This is a genomic window from Verrucomicrobiota bacterium (assembly GCA_037139415.1).
Taxonomy (GTDB): domain Bacteria; phylum Verrucomicrobiota; class Verrucomicrobiia; order Limisphaerales; family Fontisphaeraceae; genus JBAXGN01.
Genome location: JBAXGN010000197.1, coordinates 1 through 15,117, shown reverse-complemented (window position 1 = coordinate 15,117; position 15,117 = coordinate 1). Strand labels below are relative to the sequence as shown.

Sequence of the window (15,117 nt, the reverse complement as noted above, 5' to 3'; positions counted from 1 at the left end):
AGAAATTGACAGAGCACGGCGAAAAAGGCAACTTTTATTTGCGGATAAGCACTAACATGGTTTATATCCCTGGCGGTACCTTTACCATGGGAGACAACCTGGATGATGACATTATAGCATTACCTCTGCACACGGTAACTGTGAGCGCGTTTTACATGGATACCTATTTGGTGACGAAGACGCAATGGGATGCAGTGTACATTTGGGCGACCAACAATGGATACAGCTTTGGCAATACCGGGTATGGCAAGGCGGCTAATCATCCGGCGCAAGGCATGAATTGGGTTGACTGTATGAAGTGGTGCAATGCGCGGAGCCAAAAAGAGGGGAGGGTGCCGGCCTATTACACGAATGCTGGGCTGACCGCCGTCTATAAGACTGGCTCAGTATCCCCGAGCGTCAATTGGAGCGTGGGCTATCGGTTGCCGACCGAAGCGGAATGGGAATATGCGGCGAGGGGAGGTCTGAGCGGCAAGCGGTTTCCACGGGGGGATACCATCAGCCAAAACCAGGCGAATTATTACAGTGACAAGAGCAAGAGTTATGACGAGAGTACCAACGTTGGGTATCATCGAACTTACGCTACCAATGGCTATGCTTATACCAGTCCGGTAGGCTCGTTTGCCCTTAATGGCTATGGTCTTTATGATATGGCGGGAAACGTCTATCAGTGGTGCTGGGATTATTATGAAACCTATGGGAGTGCGACTCAAACTGATCCGCGTGGTCCAGAATCGGGCACGTTCCGCATATTTCGCGGCGGCGGTTGGCGCAGCGGCGCGGTGCAAAGTCGGGCAGCGTACCGCGGTCACGGATTCGCAAGCTACGTCAGCGACGGCCTTGGTTTCCGGGCCGTGCGTCCCCTAAACCCGTAGCGGAGAAACCGGAGCGTCAGCCCACCGTAGGCGAAAACCACCCTTTCGGAGTCAATTTTCAGGTTTCCAGACCCTAATTTCCCATTTCCGGACGGGTATTCTTCCTTTCCAAAGGCCTTTTCCACCTTGGAAAATGGGTATTCCACGTTGGAAAACGCCCATTCCACCTTGGAAAAGGGGTATTCCACGGTGGAAAAGGGGTATTCCAAGCAGGAAAAGGGCTTCGGAAAGGAGAAATTCATGCCTTCCAAGGTGACACTTGGACCGGAATTCGTGGTTCATCTATAAGGCACGCAATGGGTTATAAAAAGTTAAAAATAAATTTTGACAATCAGGGCGCAGTCTGGCTAAGGAAAGCCTCAGACATAAACAAAAGAAATGCCAATACCAGGATTTTATTACGATTCGGGGGTCCGCTGGGATCAGCCGGGGATATTTTACTCCGATGGCGTTTCAGAAATCGCAAGAGTTATGAAGCTCGTCAATACCAGTAAATATGCCAAGTTGAGTCATCGCACTTTGATGACGGAAATCAATAAAATCAAGCAGGGTATCGCCGGCATTCCCAAGTTTGCCAGCCTGGCCGCCAAGCTAACCATTATCGGCAACAAGCTCACTAGCAGCGTCGCCAAGCTGGATGCGCGGGATGCGGCGGAGTTGACGCTCAAGGAGTTGATTGCCATCAATACCACCGATGCAGAGGAAGTGATCGTGCTGGCCAAGGATGTCATCGTGGATTGTGAGTCCTTGACGGACGATCCGACTGATTTGATGGCCGTGGGGCTGGAGTTGGTCAAGGATCGTCAGCCCGCCGGTACCCCGGAGCAGGTGATGAATCTCTGTGCTGTGACGGTTTCGGACCAGGGCAAATTGGCGGTGAAATGGAAGAAGGCGAAGTTCGCCACGCTGTACGAGATCAGCACGACGGATGACCCGAATATCGGGACGTGGACGCTGCGTAGCGCCGCGTCGAAGTGCAAGGAGACGCTGGAAGGTTTGCCCAGCGGGAAGCGCATCTGGGTGCGCGTCCGCGCCAAGGGCTCGGCCGGCTACGGCCTTTGGAGCGACCCGGCGGGTGCGGTGGTGAGTTAGGCGAAAGGCATCACGATACTTGCGCCCGCCCGCCAAATGCTGGCGCTGGCTCAGACCAAATCCTAGTGGCATTGGACCGGAGGTCCGCGCTCCATCCGTGGTCTCCCCGGGCGCGGTGGTTCGCGCCGCACTGGTCACCGGCACCGCGTCAGTTTGAACGCCGCTTAGGTTGACGCGAAAGCCTCCGAGGGGAGAGAGTAGAGCAGCCAACACCTGTGCAACTGCTCCGCACCAACACTTCAGACCCTATTCCCTTGCGGTTAGAAGTTCAGGAGTTTCTTCAAGGTGGCCAGGGATAGCTCGGGCGCGGGATTGAATTGTTCCGAGCCGGCGTAGAATACCAGGCTGGAAAGCAGTTGCCGCGCCTCGGGACGGTCGGACATGCCGGGCAGGTCGCTGGTGCAGACGAGCAGTTTGCCCGCACCCACACGGGCCTCGAAGAGTACCCCGAGCTTGTGGTTGCGCTCGAAGTTGTCAATGACCTGCACGAGGGGGCGGAAGTTGGCGGGCGTGTCGTCCAGGATCAAAGGCCGTGAGTTCATCAGGAGATGGAACCATTGCCAATCGGTATGGAATGCGGTGGGGAACAGCGTGAACGCGGGATGCTTTGGGTTGCACAGGATGCCGAGGGTGCCTGGGGCCACCGGTTTCTTGGCACGTTCGGAAATGCCGCGGAACATCGGGTAACACCAGAAGTCGCTGGCGAAGAAACCTTCGATGCTGTTGGCGGTGATGGATTTTAATTCCGGCAACAGCAGGACCCGCTGGCCTTTGGTCAGGGCGTTCAGCGTTTGCTCGTCCAGGCTCCGGCAAACGGTGACGCTGTCCAGCGGCTTGGCGGTATTGTTCGGCGGATAGACCCAGAGGGGATAGCTGTTGCGGAAATCAGTGCCGGCGAGGCGCAGTTCCAACGTCAGCTTGTGCGGCAATGCGAAGGTGGGCAACCCGGCGCGGACCGAGCCCAGGTCCGCGAACGTGCCCGGTGCAAGTTCGGCCAACGGGGTTTCGCCCATGCCCATGACTTGCCCGTTTTCTTCCAGCAACCGCCATTGCACGTTCGCTTTCGTCAACGTTTTGGGGCCGTAATGCGCCACTTTCAAGCCGGCAGTGAAGGTTTCGCCGCCGGACCATGTGAAGCGTTCCATGATGGCCAGCGGCACTGTGGGACCGCAGAATTCCCGCCACGCTTTGGGCTCGATGAACCCCTTGCTATCCATGAACGAATCCAGAATGCCCACCAGCGCGGTGCCTTGCCCGGGGAAATCCTGGAGGTCCAGCAATTGGAAGCCGCCAAAGCCGCGCGTGCGCAGGGCGGCCTCGATGTCCGCCCGGTAACACAACACCGAGAGCGCGCCGGAAGCGCGGAAAAAGTCATCCGCCTGATCCAGCATTTTTTTGGCGCGCAGGCGTTCGCGGAATACGTCCAGGTTCCAAGCGCGGAGCACGCCGTGGAGGCGCGGGTATTTGGTGATTTCGTGGAAGTTGGGGAAGACTTCATACTGGCCGACTTCATGCCCGATCACCGGCACGGGCACGCCGGCAATCGCCGCTGAGAAATCATACGTGGTCCCCGGCGGGCCCGCCTGCACAAAACCCAACGGTGCGTCGCAATGCGCAAACGAGCCGCGCACCGCGCCCTCCGCGCCCTTGCGGGTGCGCATGGTGGTCCAGTAATCGTCGCCCTCGGCGAATTGGGGATCGGACAACTCGTAATTGGAAGCCTGCGCGTACAGCCGCCGGTTGTCGGCCTGGCGGAAATCCCGGATAATGCCCGCGCGAACGTCCCGCCCGCCGCCCATTTCGTTGCCGAGCGCGAACATGACAAAGGATGGGTGATTGCCATACGCCTTCAGGATGCGCAAGCCCTCGGTCTTCGTGAACTCGGCGGCCTCTGGTTTCTTGCTCAGGTCACCGCCGAAGTTTGGCAGTTCGGGTTGAAGGTAGATGCCCACCTCATCGGCGGCGGCAAAGGCGGCTTCAGGCGGACACCAGGAATGAAAGCGGTAATGATTGATGCCGTATTCCTTGGCAATCTTGAAGATGCTCACCCAACTCTCGGTTTCCATCGGCGCATAACCGGTTTGCGGGTACACACAGGCGTCGTGTTTGCCACGCAAGAAGGTGGGGCGGCCATTGATGGTGAACTGCGTGCCTTGCCGGGCAAAATCCCGCAAGCCAAAGGATAGACGGACCTCATCCAGGAAAGCGCCCGCCTCCAGCTTGACGCTTAAATCGTATAATTCAGGAGCGAACTCATCCCACAGCGCAGCGTTGGCATCCAGTTTCAGGCGCTGGGTGAATTGGGTGGGGGAGGCACCGTTGAGGTCACAAACTTGGGTCCCGGAATATTTTCCCGTGCCGCGCCATGGCTGGGCGGTAACGCGCAAACTGGAACGCCCCTTGAGGACCGTACCGGGAAGTTTCTCGATTTCTCCACTGACTTCGATTGCGCGTTCCTGTCGAAGATAATTCACCCGCACGTTCTTCAGCCACACGGCATCCGTGTGCCGCAACTCAATCCGTCCCACGATGCCATTCCAATCCGTCTGAGTGTCTTCCGATAATTGATGCCCGCCATTGACGGGCGGGTGCAGCTTATTGTTGATGCAAATCGTGAGGCGATGCTCGCCGGGCGCGGCGTTCAACGTGTACTCATGGGGCGTCGCCAAGCTATCCTGTTCCCCGAGCAGCGTGTCATCCAGCCAGACGGTGCTGTGCTTCGTGCGTTCCAGGAACAGCGAGGTGTGTCCGCCCTTCCATGCGTCCGGGATGATGATCTCGCGCTGGTACCAAGCCGCGCCGTGGTACGGGAAAGCGCGGCTCAAATGTTTGACGAAATTGGTGTTGGTATTGGGCGTGCCTTTGCGGCGTTCATCCGTGGTGCTCGGCAGCCGGATGGTATCTGGTAATGTTTTCTTGAACCAATGATTGGCCACCCCCGCTCCCGGCAAGTCCAAGGCAAACTGCCATTCACCCGCCAGCGACCACGCCTGCCCGCCTCGCACGGGGGTGAATGCCGCCAGCAAAGCGATGACAACCACGCTGATCCTGATCGAACGACTCACATGTTGCTTCATGAGCTACACCTTACCACGACGCCAATTTCTGTCAATCACTGGCGCTCCCTTGAGTCATGGTGTCATTGTCGGGGTGGCAGAGGCGGTGGCACGATTGGTGACGGCGTCACCTGCGGTGGCAGCGACCACTCTTCAATGGGGTGGGCTTTGCCGCAATCCAGGCACGAGGTTACTGCAAATTGTGCCCCGCAATTCGGGCAAGCCGCTTGGGTAAGGAAGGTGTCGAAGTTTTTTTTGCAATTGGGGCAGAACCAGAAGTCTCCTTGTGGCGGTACCGCCTGGCAGTCGGGACACGCAAAGCCGGTATGGCGGGGCGCGGCGGCGGCACGCCCCAACGTGCGCGCTTGCAACAACCCGCCCATACAACTCATCAGGATGAACACCGCCATGATGACATACCAGATCGAGCCGGCGTAAAATGCCAGCGCGAACAGTCCCGCGACGCCAACAAATCCGATGCCGCTGACCACCAACAGGCTGCGGGCACGCCCCAAGGGAAACCAGAGCAGGGACCGCAAGATTTGCCCGCCATCCAGCGGGTAGATCGGCAGCAGGTTGAAGAACAAAAGGCCGAAATTCATGTAGCACAGCGCCAGGATGAACGCGTGCGCATTCGGCATGGTTTGCCACCACCCCAGATGTTTGCTCAACCACCAAAGCAAGACGGTGAAGGGCAGCAGCACCACGTTCACCAGTGGTCCGGCGGCAATGCTCCATAGTGTGGCACCGGGCCGGAGCGGGGGAGAGACGTAGGCGATGCCGCCCAGCGGCCACAGCACGATCTGGTTTGCCACGCCGCCCACCTGCTTGCAGGCCAGTGAGTGGCCGAATTCATGCAGCAGCACGATCATAAACAACGCCACATATTCGAGCGCGTTCCATAACGGCGAGGTGTATAATGCCGAGCGGGTGCTGATTTCATAAGCGGCCACCAGAAACCAGGACCAGTGCATGAATACATCAATACCCGCAAAGCGGAATAGGTGAAAGGAGCCTTGTCGCGTCGGCATCATGGGGACACTGTATCACGCAGTGTGACACAGGACAAGCAGGGAACAGCGCAGATACAATACTCAGTGCAAACTACTTAGGCGAACCGGTATGGATGGAAATTTTATAGTCTCACCCCGGTAATGGGGGGGCGATTTTGTTATGCATCTGTCAGGAAATCAGTCAAAATCGTCAAAACGCCCCTAAAAAATGGCGGGAGCGGCGGGGCTCGAACCCGTAACCTCTGCCGTGACAGGGCAGCGCTCTAACCAATTGAGCTACGCCCCCGCTTGGAGCGGGCAAAACCTAGTGGAACCCGCCAGCCAAGTCAACGGTGATTTTACACTTTTTTTGACCGGCTGAAATTCACTCCGCAACTTCCGCGGTTTCGCGCTTAAAATGATTCGGGCGGCAGACGCCAAGGAGGTGGGAGTGGGGAACTCCGCTGAAGAAACGTGCTGCCACCCGAACCAAAATCCAATAACACTGTACGCTTTTGCTTGGCGATGTCAATAAGACTTTATTAAAATTTGTGTGACAAAAAAATGACGTACTACGCCTATCCGCACCAGGGACGATCCCGTTTGACGCATTTGGCGTGGCATTCCCGGGCAATTTTCGCATCGGTGGCGACTTGCCAGTCAAAAATCCCGGCCAGAATGAAGTCGGCTCCCTTGGCAAAGGCGTACTGGAACGCGTATTGCGGCAGGATGGCGCCGGCCGCCATCACCTTGTAGGCAATCCACGGTTTGTGGACGGTCTTCATGAAATCGGAGGTGGCCACGGGGTCGCTGCACCAATAGGCTAGCGGCATCTCGGCGTATGGCTTGGTGATCTGCTCCGGCTTGGGGGCCGTCGAGTAGTTGAGGCTGTGGAAGGTCTTGACGTAATAATCGCAGGGGATTTTGGCGGCCTCGCTGGCTTTGATGACTTCCAGGTCGTGCGCGGCTATTCCTGCGGGTAAATCCACGTTTTTAATAATCTCCACGCACTCGCGGAGTTGGTCCACCTTTCCGCCCTGCACCAGCGGATCGGCGGCGGCGCCATGGACGTAGAGGGCATCGGCCCCGTAACTTTTCAGGGCCCGGCAGGTTTTTTCAAATTCCGCCAGGTTCTTGGTCTCTTCCGGGGTGGGGGCCACAATCCATCGCATTTTGCTCCCGCGCCGGCGGTGTTCGGTGAACAGGCGCACGATCTTGGCCTCGTGATGGGTCATGAAGGTGTTGATGCCGTGCTGCTCGGAGAGGGCAAAGGTTTCCAGAATTTTCTCATCGGTATGATAGTGCGCCGAGAATTCTTTTAAATAGAACAAGCCGCGGCTGTGCATGTGGCCGGTGATGATATTGGTGCCGAGCATCAGGCGGCTTAGTTCGAGTTTGCCGATCCGGCCCTTGGGCATGGCCTCCGGTTCTGGGGCAGGGGACGGGCTCGCCGGGGCTTCCGGGGCGGCGGACAGCGGGGTAATCGTGCTGCCGATGGCCGCCGCCAGGGTCCCTTGCAGCGAATGCGTGACAAACTTCCGGCGTGATACAGAGTTATTCATATCGGATATAGCTTTCGTATTGCTGACGGTCAAAATCGCATGGATATTCATGTTACTACCAAGTCGGTGGGTTGGTCAAAAAATCATTGGCCGCAAAAAGGCTCAATAATCGCGAAATGGGAATGGTTGTTATTAGCACAAAAAAGGCCCTGAAACTTGCGTCTCAGGGCCGTAAATTGGTTGCGGGGCTGGGATTTGAACCCAGGACCTTCAGGTTATGAGCCGGAAGAGCTTTTTTAATATGCCTGTAGAATAGCGCTATTTATCCTGTTTCTGGTGTCTGTGTTTGTGCTTTTGTTTGTTTTTTTCCTTGCGCGGTTCGCCGTGTTGCAGTATGTTTCTAATCGTTAAACGAAATGCGATTGCAACAGCGAAAACGAAAATAAAGCAAGAAAAATTATGCCACTGGAATTTCGAAAACAACGGGATGGAAGTCTGCGCGATACCTGGTTCGGCGCGTTCGCCATCAATGGAAAACGGTACAGCGTCAATCTCGGGGTGAAGATCGCCGGGACTCCCCCCGCCTCCCTCTCCCTGCGGGATGAAGGCGACCACGCATACGAACGCTCCCGCGCCACGGCCCTCACCAAGTTGGAACAACTGGTGGAGGAGGCGCGCACTCAACGCAACTCGGCCAACCTGGTGGAAAAGCTGTATGAGATCAAGACGGGGGAGCAAATCAAGTCGGTGACGCTCGCCGCGCTGCCGGAGGAGTGGGCGAAGATCCCCCGCCGACACGAGCCCAATGCCCGGTATGCCTCGCAATGCCAATCCACCCTGAAACGGTTCGCCACCCAGATCAAGGAGCAGAACGCCAAGGCGGATGAGATCGCCCACGTGACGCGGACGCTCGCCCGCGCCTTCATGGACGCGGAAACGCAACGGGGGGTGACCGCCAAGACCTGGAATGATACGTTGAAGCTGCTCCGGGCCACGTTCAAGTATTTGCTGCCCGCCGGCGCCATCAATCCATTCTCGGATATGCCGACGCGGGAGACGGAAACGGTGTTCCGCATTCCTTTCACGCCGGAGGAACTGGCGGCGATCTCGGAGGCGGCCAAGGAGGATGACTTCATCCGGCCGATCCTAGTGGTGGGGATGTGCACGGCGATGCGCCGGGGGGATTGCTGCCTGCTCAAGTGGAAGGATGTGGACCTGACCCACCGGTTTATCACGGTGAAGACTGCCAAGACGGGCGTGACGGTGAGTATTCCGGTTTTCCCCATGTTGCATGATGAACTGGCGAACATAAGGCAGAAGGCAGAAGGCAGAAGGCAAAAGGAAGACAGCACCCCCCTGCCCCAGCGCGGAGAGGGAGTGCGGACGGCGGCGGACGGGTATGTATTCCCGGAGCAGGCGCGGATGTATCTGGATAATCCGGACGGGATCACGTGGCGGGTGCGCAAGGTGTTTGCGGCGGCAGGGTTCCGGGATGAAGAGGCGGAAAATGAGAAGTCGGAAGCTGGGAGCCAGGAGCCAGAAGCCAAGAATGGGAAGGAAAAGGAGGCCGATAAAGGCGCGGAAAAGGCCCTAGAAACGACCGTGGTGCCGGCGGCGGCTATGCGCGGGGAAATTCATGCGGACCGCAAGAAGGGGCTGCGGCGCGCTTCGGTGCGGGATTTCCATAGCTTCCGGGTAACCTGGGTGACACTGGCGCTGACGGCAGGGGTGCCGCTGGAACTGGTGCAAAAGGTGACGGGGCACAAGACGACTGACATCGTGCTGAAACACTATTTCCAGCCGGGCCGGGAAGCGTTCCGGCAGGCACTGCATGCCGCCATGCCTAAACTGCTGACCAATGGGCAGAAGTCGCCCAAGGATGAAGCACTGGAGATCGTCGGGCGCTTGAAGGGATCAAAGGCGGATAAGGCGCGGCTGGTGGAACTGCTGGGGAAAGTATAAAACTGAAGGATATAAAGTCCGGGATAAAACCAGGCTTGACGGCCCCATGAGCTGAGTTTAGCGTGCCGAAACATGAACTGTGACGGGAAGATATGGCAGGTACAAGCGAAGGAAAACGACAGATTGACGTTATAGCAAATCCCTGCCGCCTAAAGATTTTCATAAACTGGCGATTAGGTGTATTCTTAATAGTGACATGAGTGAAACAGAATTGAAACTGACAAGCGCACCGATAGTAGAGGCGGTGGTAGATTTTGCTTGCGACATGCCGCCAACATTCAAACTTGCGGCACTGGAAAAGGCTGCGCGCGACTGTTTTTGTGGCCAGTACCCCATATTTCGTGGCAAATTTATCCAAGAGACCAAAATTGCAGCGAAACCGAATACGTCACCTCAGATGTCTATCCGCAATGACATTCAAGCATTTCAATTCCTGCACAACGACAAGAAACAACTCGTGCAGGTACGAACACAGGGTTTTTCGTTTAACCGTTTGGCACCGTACACAAGTTTAGACGAATATTTGCCGGAAATCGAGCGAGCGTGGAAGTTATTCGTTGGACTGACTTCACCTGTGCAAGTCCGGTGTATCCAACTGCGGTATATAAATCGTATCCTGCTGCCGATGGAGACTGGTCAGGTACAGTGGAGTGATTACATTAAGCTTGCCCCGCGTTTACCTGATGAAGAAAAGCTAGCATTCACAGGATTCCTCAACCACCATACTGCGATAGAGACGGATACAGGAAACCACGTCAACGTTGTCCTGACTACTCAACCACGGGAAAAAGACAAGCTCCCCATTATTTTCGATAATCGTGCAGCGAGTTCTATGGCCACCGCTCCCGACGATTGGGCTTGTCTTCTGGAAAAGATTGTGTCATTAAGAGCCTTGAAGAATCGAATATTTAAAAAAACACTAACTGAAAAATGCCTGAGCCTGTTTCAGCAACAATAGGAATCACCCTTGCCGGGTACACATTCTTGAACGCCTATGCACGAGGGAGTAGTGCTACTTCCTATGAAGCGCGCATGGCACAAGATGCGGCCACGGCTGTCGTAGAATCCTTTGAGCATTCGCAAGCATTGTTTGGCGAAAAATCAGATGCTATATCACGCCTTAACTGTGTTGCGAGAGATTGCTCAACACAGGATTGGGACGGCAATGGTGCTAACGCAATCAATCCGCTGAGCATTATGATAGCCGAACAGTTTGTTCGTATGTTGCCAGATGGAATGCCACTTCCTGATTTTTCGCCAGACCCAGATGGTTCTATTTCACTGGACTGGATACAATCACGAAACCGCCTATTTTCCCTAAGTATTGGCAACAGCTCTCGGCTTGCTTATGCATGGTTGGACGGGGCTGATAAAGGGCACGGTGTGGCACTTTTCGATGGGGAGACTATACCGCGACGAGTCCTGGAAGGCATCACTGCTATCATAAGTCATGGCCAATCTACCCTCAGGGCTGCCTGAAATCGTAGCGAACGAAGAGGATCTTGCAAGGTTCCTGACCCAAAGCAATCAGTTTACGGCGTCAATGGCCAAACCATCAGCGTTTTTGCCAAGTCCAAGGGACCACGAAACCTCAGTCTCTCGCCATGGTAACGAACCCTTAGAAAATCTATGGGCAATGGGGAATGCTGCGGCAGGCGAACGCAACCTCTATGGAGCAGCTATATTCAAGGCCAACACTGCAAGATTGGCTCAACTTGATGTCATAGCGGACGAACCTCCCCCGCTTCATGCTGTAATTAGAGGCTGGCCGTGGGATGAGTCCGATCCAGAATTGCAGAAAGCAAAACAGAAAGAAAAGGCCGCTCTTATTGCCAGTGAAGCTGTGCTCCTGCTTCGGCGATGAATCCTCGTTAAGCAAAAGGTTAAAATGCTAATCCGATAGCCCCTGGCGCTCTGCTCATACTAGCCTTCCGTGGCTCGCCACAGACGACGTTGGGAAGACGGCCAGAACGCGAACCGCGCCAACTACAAAGGCGCGGAGAGCTTCCGCCATCCAACACTACAGGCGGAAGTGAACGGCCTCCCCGGCCATAGGGGATAAAGCAAACTGACTAGGTGACTGCGCCCTTGGAATGGGTGAGAGCCTTTAGTTGATGGTTGATCGGTGAGTGACGGCAAGGACAGCAAGGATGAACAGCGCAGACACAACTACTCAAAGCAATGTCTTGGTGCCTTGGCCTGACCCGTTTTCGGTCAAGTTGCCAATTGTCAACTCGATGATTCCTGCATTGGATAGCACGCCACAACTAATTCAATTTTTTGGTTTCAACCGCCGTCGGAATTGGTAGAGTGCCACAGCATTTTCGGTTTTCACTCGTAGATGGTTAAATGTTAGGTGTTAGCGGCATTGGCAATGAAGGATAAGGTAAAAACTGATGGGCGCGCCAGGACAAGGGAGCGGGTCCTCTCTGGTGATGATTCATCGCATTCTGATATGCTCACATCGAAGGCAAGCCATGCAAATAAAGGTGCTTGAAAGACAGACGGCAGGATACAGCCAGCAAGTCCTTGTGACGTTCTTGCGCCGGACGCTCTTTCCCTCATCGTTTTTCAACCAACCGGTGCCAGTGCGTGGCATTTGCTTTATTGCCGGCGCCGAGTCCTTCCAACTGGCGCGTGGACTGGCAGAAACTGAACTAGGCTTGGGCACGATCAGCTTACAAATGGAGGCGATGACCATAGCAAACTGGCACGACATAACCAATCTAATCACTCAGCCCAGAGCGGAGGTATCGAAGGTGGGTTTCATCCTGCGCGACTTGGACTTGGCGGCTCCAGACTTGCAGCAGAAAGTCGCAGATACCCTTGCGGCTGCGGATAACGTACTCTGGCTTGCAACCGCAAGTGACCAACAAAAGCTCTCGCCGGAGGTGAAGCTGCCAATGCTTGTGTATCTTGGCCTCAGCCAGGCTGGCAATATGAGCTTCCTGGCACAAAACGGGCAACGACTGCAGATTGACAAGCCTGCCACACCTTCAAAACAGACCGATGAAACCGGACGCATTTGCCGCGTCAACCAGCGCTAAGTATGGCCAATCCTTTCTTCGACCACCCAATTCTGAACTCACCGTATGAGTGCCCACGGCGGCATTGGGAACTGGACGATCAAGGCCAACCCACGCAGCGCATTGTGGATATTCGCCGCCGTGCCGAGTTCATCACGCCCATCCCGAAGCCGAAGAAACGGAAGAAAGCTGCGCAGCAGGATGAAATGGTATTTGATGAGGGGAAAGGGCTCTCGACCAAGGAGCAGCAATACGACCTCACCGCCATCATCAATGAAGTGCGCCAAAACGTGGATTCGTGGCGGGCCTTGCCAAACGCCAACCAATGGCAGGTAACACCAGAAACAGCCCGACTGCTACAGCACTGGCGACAGCACAAATTCAGCAGCATTCGCCCCTTCTTTTGTCAGGTGGAAGCCGCCGAAACCGCCATCTGGCTCACTGAGGTCGCACCGCATATTGCCAGTGGTAAGCGAATTCTTGAACTCCTCGCCGCTGCCAACAAGGATGCCAATCCCGAAATCATGCGCTTCGCCTTGAAGCTGGCCACGGGTGCTGGCAAGACTACCGTCATGGCCATGCTGATTGCCTGGCAGACGATCAATGCCGTCCGGCGATCCGGCAGCAAACATTTCAGCCGGGGATTTCTCGTCGTTGCGCCTGGTCTGACCATCAAGGACCGGCTGCGCGTCCTGCAGCCGAACGACCCGGACAGCTACTACAAGGACCGCGAGCTGGTGCCGAGCGACATGCTGGATGATGTTAACCGCGCCAAAATTGTCATCACCAACTTCCACGCGTTCAAGTTACGCGAGCGCATCGAACTCTCCGCTGGTGGACGCTCACTGCTCCAAGGGCGCACCGGGGAAGAGTTGAACACCACGGAAAGTGAGGGGCAGATGCTTCAGCGTGTCATGCCCGACCTCATGGGGATGAAAAACATCCTTGTGCTCAATGACGAAGCGCACCACTGCTACCGAGAAAAGCCGCAGGAGGCCGACGATGAGGAACTGAAGGGTGATGACCGCAAGGAGGCCGAGAAGAACAATGAAGCTGCCCGCCTTTGGATTTCCGGCCTCGAAGCGGTGAACCGAAAACTGGGCGTTGCCCGCGTCATTGATCTTTCGGCCACCCCGTTCTTCCTGCAAGGTTCCGGCTACGCAGAGGGTACGCTCTTTCCATGGACCATGAGCGACTTTTCACTCATGGATGCGATTGAATGCGGCATTGTGAAACTGCCCCGCGTCCCGGTCGCGGAGAACATTCCTGGCGATGAAATGCCGGTTTACCGCAACCTCTGGGAGAATATCCGCAAGGACATGCCCAAAAAAGGGCGCAGCCAAGGCGAAGAACTTGATCCCCTTAAACTACCGACCCGCCTGCAAACCGCGCTCCAATCACTCTACGGCCACTACGAGAAAACCTTCAAATTGTGGGAAGAAAAAGGCATTCGGGTGCCGCCCTGTTTCATCATCGTTTGCCAAAACACCGCCATTTCAAAGCTGGTCTATGATTTTATTTCCGGGTTCCACCGGAAAAACGAGGACGGCACCACCACCCTGGTAAACGGTTGCCTCGCCCTGTTCCGAAATTTCGACGAGACGACCGACAACCCACTGCCGCGCCCCAACACCCTGCTCATTGACAGCGAGCAACTCGAGGCGGGAGACGCCCTTGACGACAACTTTCGGGGTATGGCGGGCGATGAGATCGAACGCTTTCGCCGTGAGATTATCGAGCGCTCCGGGGACGCCCGCTCAGCGGATAACATCACCGATCAGGAATTACTGCGTGAGGTCATGAATACCGTTGGCAAGCATGGCCAACTCGGTGGGTCCATCCGTTGTGTGGTCTCCGTCTCCATGCTTACTGAAGGCTGGGATGCGAATACCGTCACGCATGTGCTTGGGGTCCGCGCTTTTGGCACCCAACTCCTATGCGAGCAGGTTATCGGGCGAGCGCTCCGCCGCCAATCGTACGATCTCAATGAAGAAAACCTCTTCAATGTCGAATACGCGGATGTCTTCGGCATTCCCTTCGACTTCACGGCCAAGCCAGTCATTGCCCCGCCGCAGCCGCCGCGTGAAACGGTTCAGGTCAAAGCCATCCGACCAGATCGCGATGCGCTAGAAATCCGCTTCCCCCGTGTCGAGGGCTACCGTGTCGAACTACCGGCGGAACGCCTCACGGCCAGTTTCACCGACGATTCCATCCTCGTAATCAGCCCTGACCTGGTCGGCCCGTCCAAGACACGCAATTCAGGCATCATCGGCGAAGGTGCCGACATGGATTTGGAGCACCTCGACAAAGTGCGTCCTTCGACTATACTTTTTCACGTCACCCACCGGCTGCTTTACACAAAATGGCGCGACCCCGGCGAGGCGCCCAAGCTCCACCTCTTCGGCCAGCTCAAGCGCATTACCAAACAGTGGCTCGATACTTGTCTCGTCTGCAAAGGCGACACTCATCCCGCCCTGCTCATGTATCAGGAACTGGCGGACATGGCTTGCAACAAAATCACGGCTGGTATCAACCACGCATTGGAAGGCCAGCGCCCCATTAAGTGCTTATCCGCAAATAAAAGTTGCCTTTTTCGCCGTGCTCTGTCAATT

General features: G+C 55.9%; 11 protein-coding genes and 1 tRNA gene. 8 read left to right on the top strand and 4 right to left on the bottom strand.

The annotated features are described in order from the left end of the window. Positions 1-875: SUMF1/EgtB/PvdO family nonheme iron enzyme (locus WCO56_24820; protein ID MEI7732818.1), on the top strand; the 875-nt coding region annotated here is incomplete at its 5' end. Between the two features lie 471 nt (positions 876-1,346). Further along, positions 1,347-1,967, top strand: coding sequence for a fibronectin type III domain-containing protein (locus tag WCO56_24815; GenBank protein ID MEI7732817.1), 621 nt, complete (start codon positions 1,347-1,349; stop codon positions 1,965-1,967). A 260-nt stretch (positions 1,968-2,227) separates the two neighbouring features. On the opposite strand, the gene WCO56_24810 is transcribed toward WCO56_24815, so the two are convergent. The 4 genes from WCO56_24810 to WCO56_24795 form a co-directional block, all read right to left on the bottom strand. Further along, positions 2,228-5,044, bottom strand: coding sequence for a sugar-binding domain-containing protein (locus WCO56_24810; GenBank protein MEI7732816.1), 2,817 nt, complete (start codon positions 5,042-5,044; stop codon positions 2,228-2,230). 62 nt (positions 5,045-5,106) lie between these two features. Next, positions 5,107-6,057 (bottom strand): site-2 protease family protein, encoded by a 951-nt coding sequence (locus WCO56_24805; GenBank protein ID MEI7732815.1) that lies wholly within the window; start codon positions 6,055-6,057, stop codon positions 5,107-5,109. Between the two features lie 188 nt (positions 6,058-6,245). Further along, positions 6,246-6,322: transfer RNA gene (locus WCO56_24800), tRNA-Asp, on the bottom strand. A gap of 271 nt (positions 6,323-6,593) precedes the next feature. Continuing rightward, entirely contained in the window at positions 6,594-7,577 is a 984-nt protein-coding gene (locus WCO56_24795; protein MEI7732814.1) for a hypothetical protein, read from the bottom strand. 399 nt (positions 7,578-7,976) lie between these two features. Between WCO56_24795 and WCO56_24790 the strand changes: the two genes are divergently transcribed. The 6 genes from WCO56_24790 to WCO56_24765 all read left to right on the top strand — a co-directional run. Then, entirely contained in the window at positions 7,977-9,479 is a 1,503-nt protein-coding gene (locus tag WCO56_24790; protein ID MEI7732813.1) for an integrase, read from the top strand. Positions 9,480-9,675: 196 nt separating this feature from the next. Continuing rightward, a complete protein-coding gene (locus tag WCO56_24785; GenBank protein ID MEI7732812.1) occupies positions 9,676-10,437 on the top strand; it encodes a TIGR04255 family protein in 762 nt (253 codons plus the stop codon). Beyond that, positions 10,410-10,958 carry a hypothetical protein gene (locus WCO56_24780; protein MEI7732811.1) on the top strand — a complete coding sequence of 183 codons (549 nt, stop codon included), beginning with the start codon at positions 10,410-10,412 and terminating at the stop codon, positions 10,956-10,958. Before WCO56_24785 ends, WCO56_24780 begins: the two co-directional genes overlap by 28 nt. Beyond that, on the top strand, positions 10,930-11,343 hold the full coding sequence (locus tag WCO56_24775) for a hypothetical protein (GenBank protein ID MEI7732810.1): 414 nt from the start codon (positions 10,930-10,932) through the stop codon (positions 11,341-11,343). Before WCO56_24780 ends, WCO56_24775 begins: the two co-directional genes overlap by 29 nt. Before the next feature lie 613 nt (positions 11,344-11,956). After that, the gene (locus WCO56_24770; GenBank protein ID MEI7732809.1) at positions 11,957-12,526 is read left to right on the top strand and encodes a hypothetical protein; all 570 of its coding nucleotides are present in this window, start codon (positions 11,957-11,959) and stop codon (positions 12,524-12,526) included. Between the two features lie 2 nt (positions 12,527-12,528). Beyond that, positions 12,529-15,117, top strand: a 2,589-nt coding sequence (locus WCO56_24765) for a DEAD/DEAH box helicase family protein (protein MEI7732808.1), incomplete at its 3' end; no start/stop codon positions are given.

What these genes read in the sequence shown, in the direction of transcription:
- WCO56_24795 (MEI7732814.1), bottom strand. Translation starts at nt 7,577, where the DNA reads ATGAATAACTCTGTATCACGCCGGAAGTTTGTCACGCATTCGCTGCAA.
- WCO56_24810 (MEI7732816.1), bottom strand. Translation starts at nt 5,044, where the DNA reads ATGAAGCAACATGTGAGTCGTTCGATCAGGATCAGCGTGGTTGTCATC.
- WCO56_24805 (MEI7732815.1), bottom strand. Translation starts at nt 6,057, where the DNA reads ATGATGCCGACGCGACAAGGCTCCTTTCACCTATTCCGCTTTGCGGGT.
- WCO56_24790 (MEI7732813.1), top strand. Translation starts at nt 7,977, where the DNA reads ATGCCACTGGAATTTCGAAAACAACGGGATGGAAGTCTGCGCGATACC.
- WCO56_24770 (MEI7732809.1), top strand. Translation starts at nt 11,957, where the DNA reads ATGCAAATAAAGGTGCTTGAAAGACAGACGGCAGGATACAGCCAGCAA.
- WCO56_24815 (MEI7732817.1), top strand. Translation starts at nt 1,347, where the DNA reads ATGAAGCTCGTCAATACCAGTAAATATGCCAAGTTGAGTCATCGCACT.
- WCO56_24780 (MEI7732811.1), top strand. Translation starts at nt 10,410, where the DNA reads ATGCCTGAGCCTGTTTCAGCAACAATAGGAATCACCCTTGCCGGGTAC.
- WCO56_24785 (MEI7732812.1), top strand. Translation starts at nt 9,676, where the DNA reads ATGAGTGAAACAGAATTGAAACTGACAAGCGCACCGATAGTAGAGGCG.
- WCO56_24775 (MEI7732810.1), top strand. Translation starts at nt 10,930, where the DNA reads ATGGCCAATCTACCCTCAGGGCTGCCTGAAATCGTAGCGAACGAAGAG.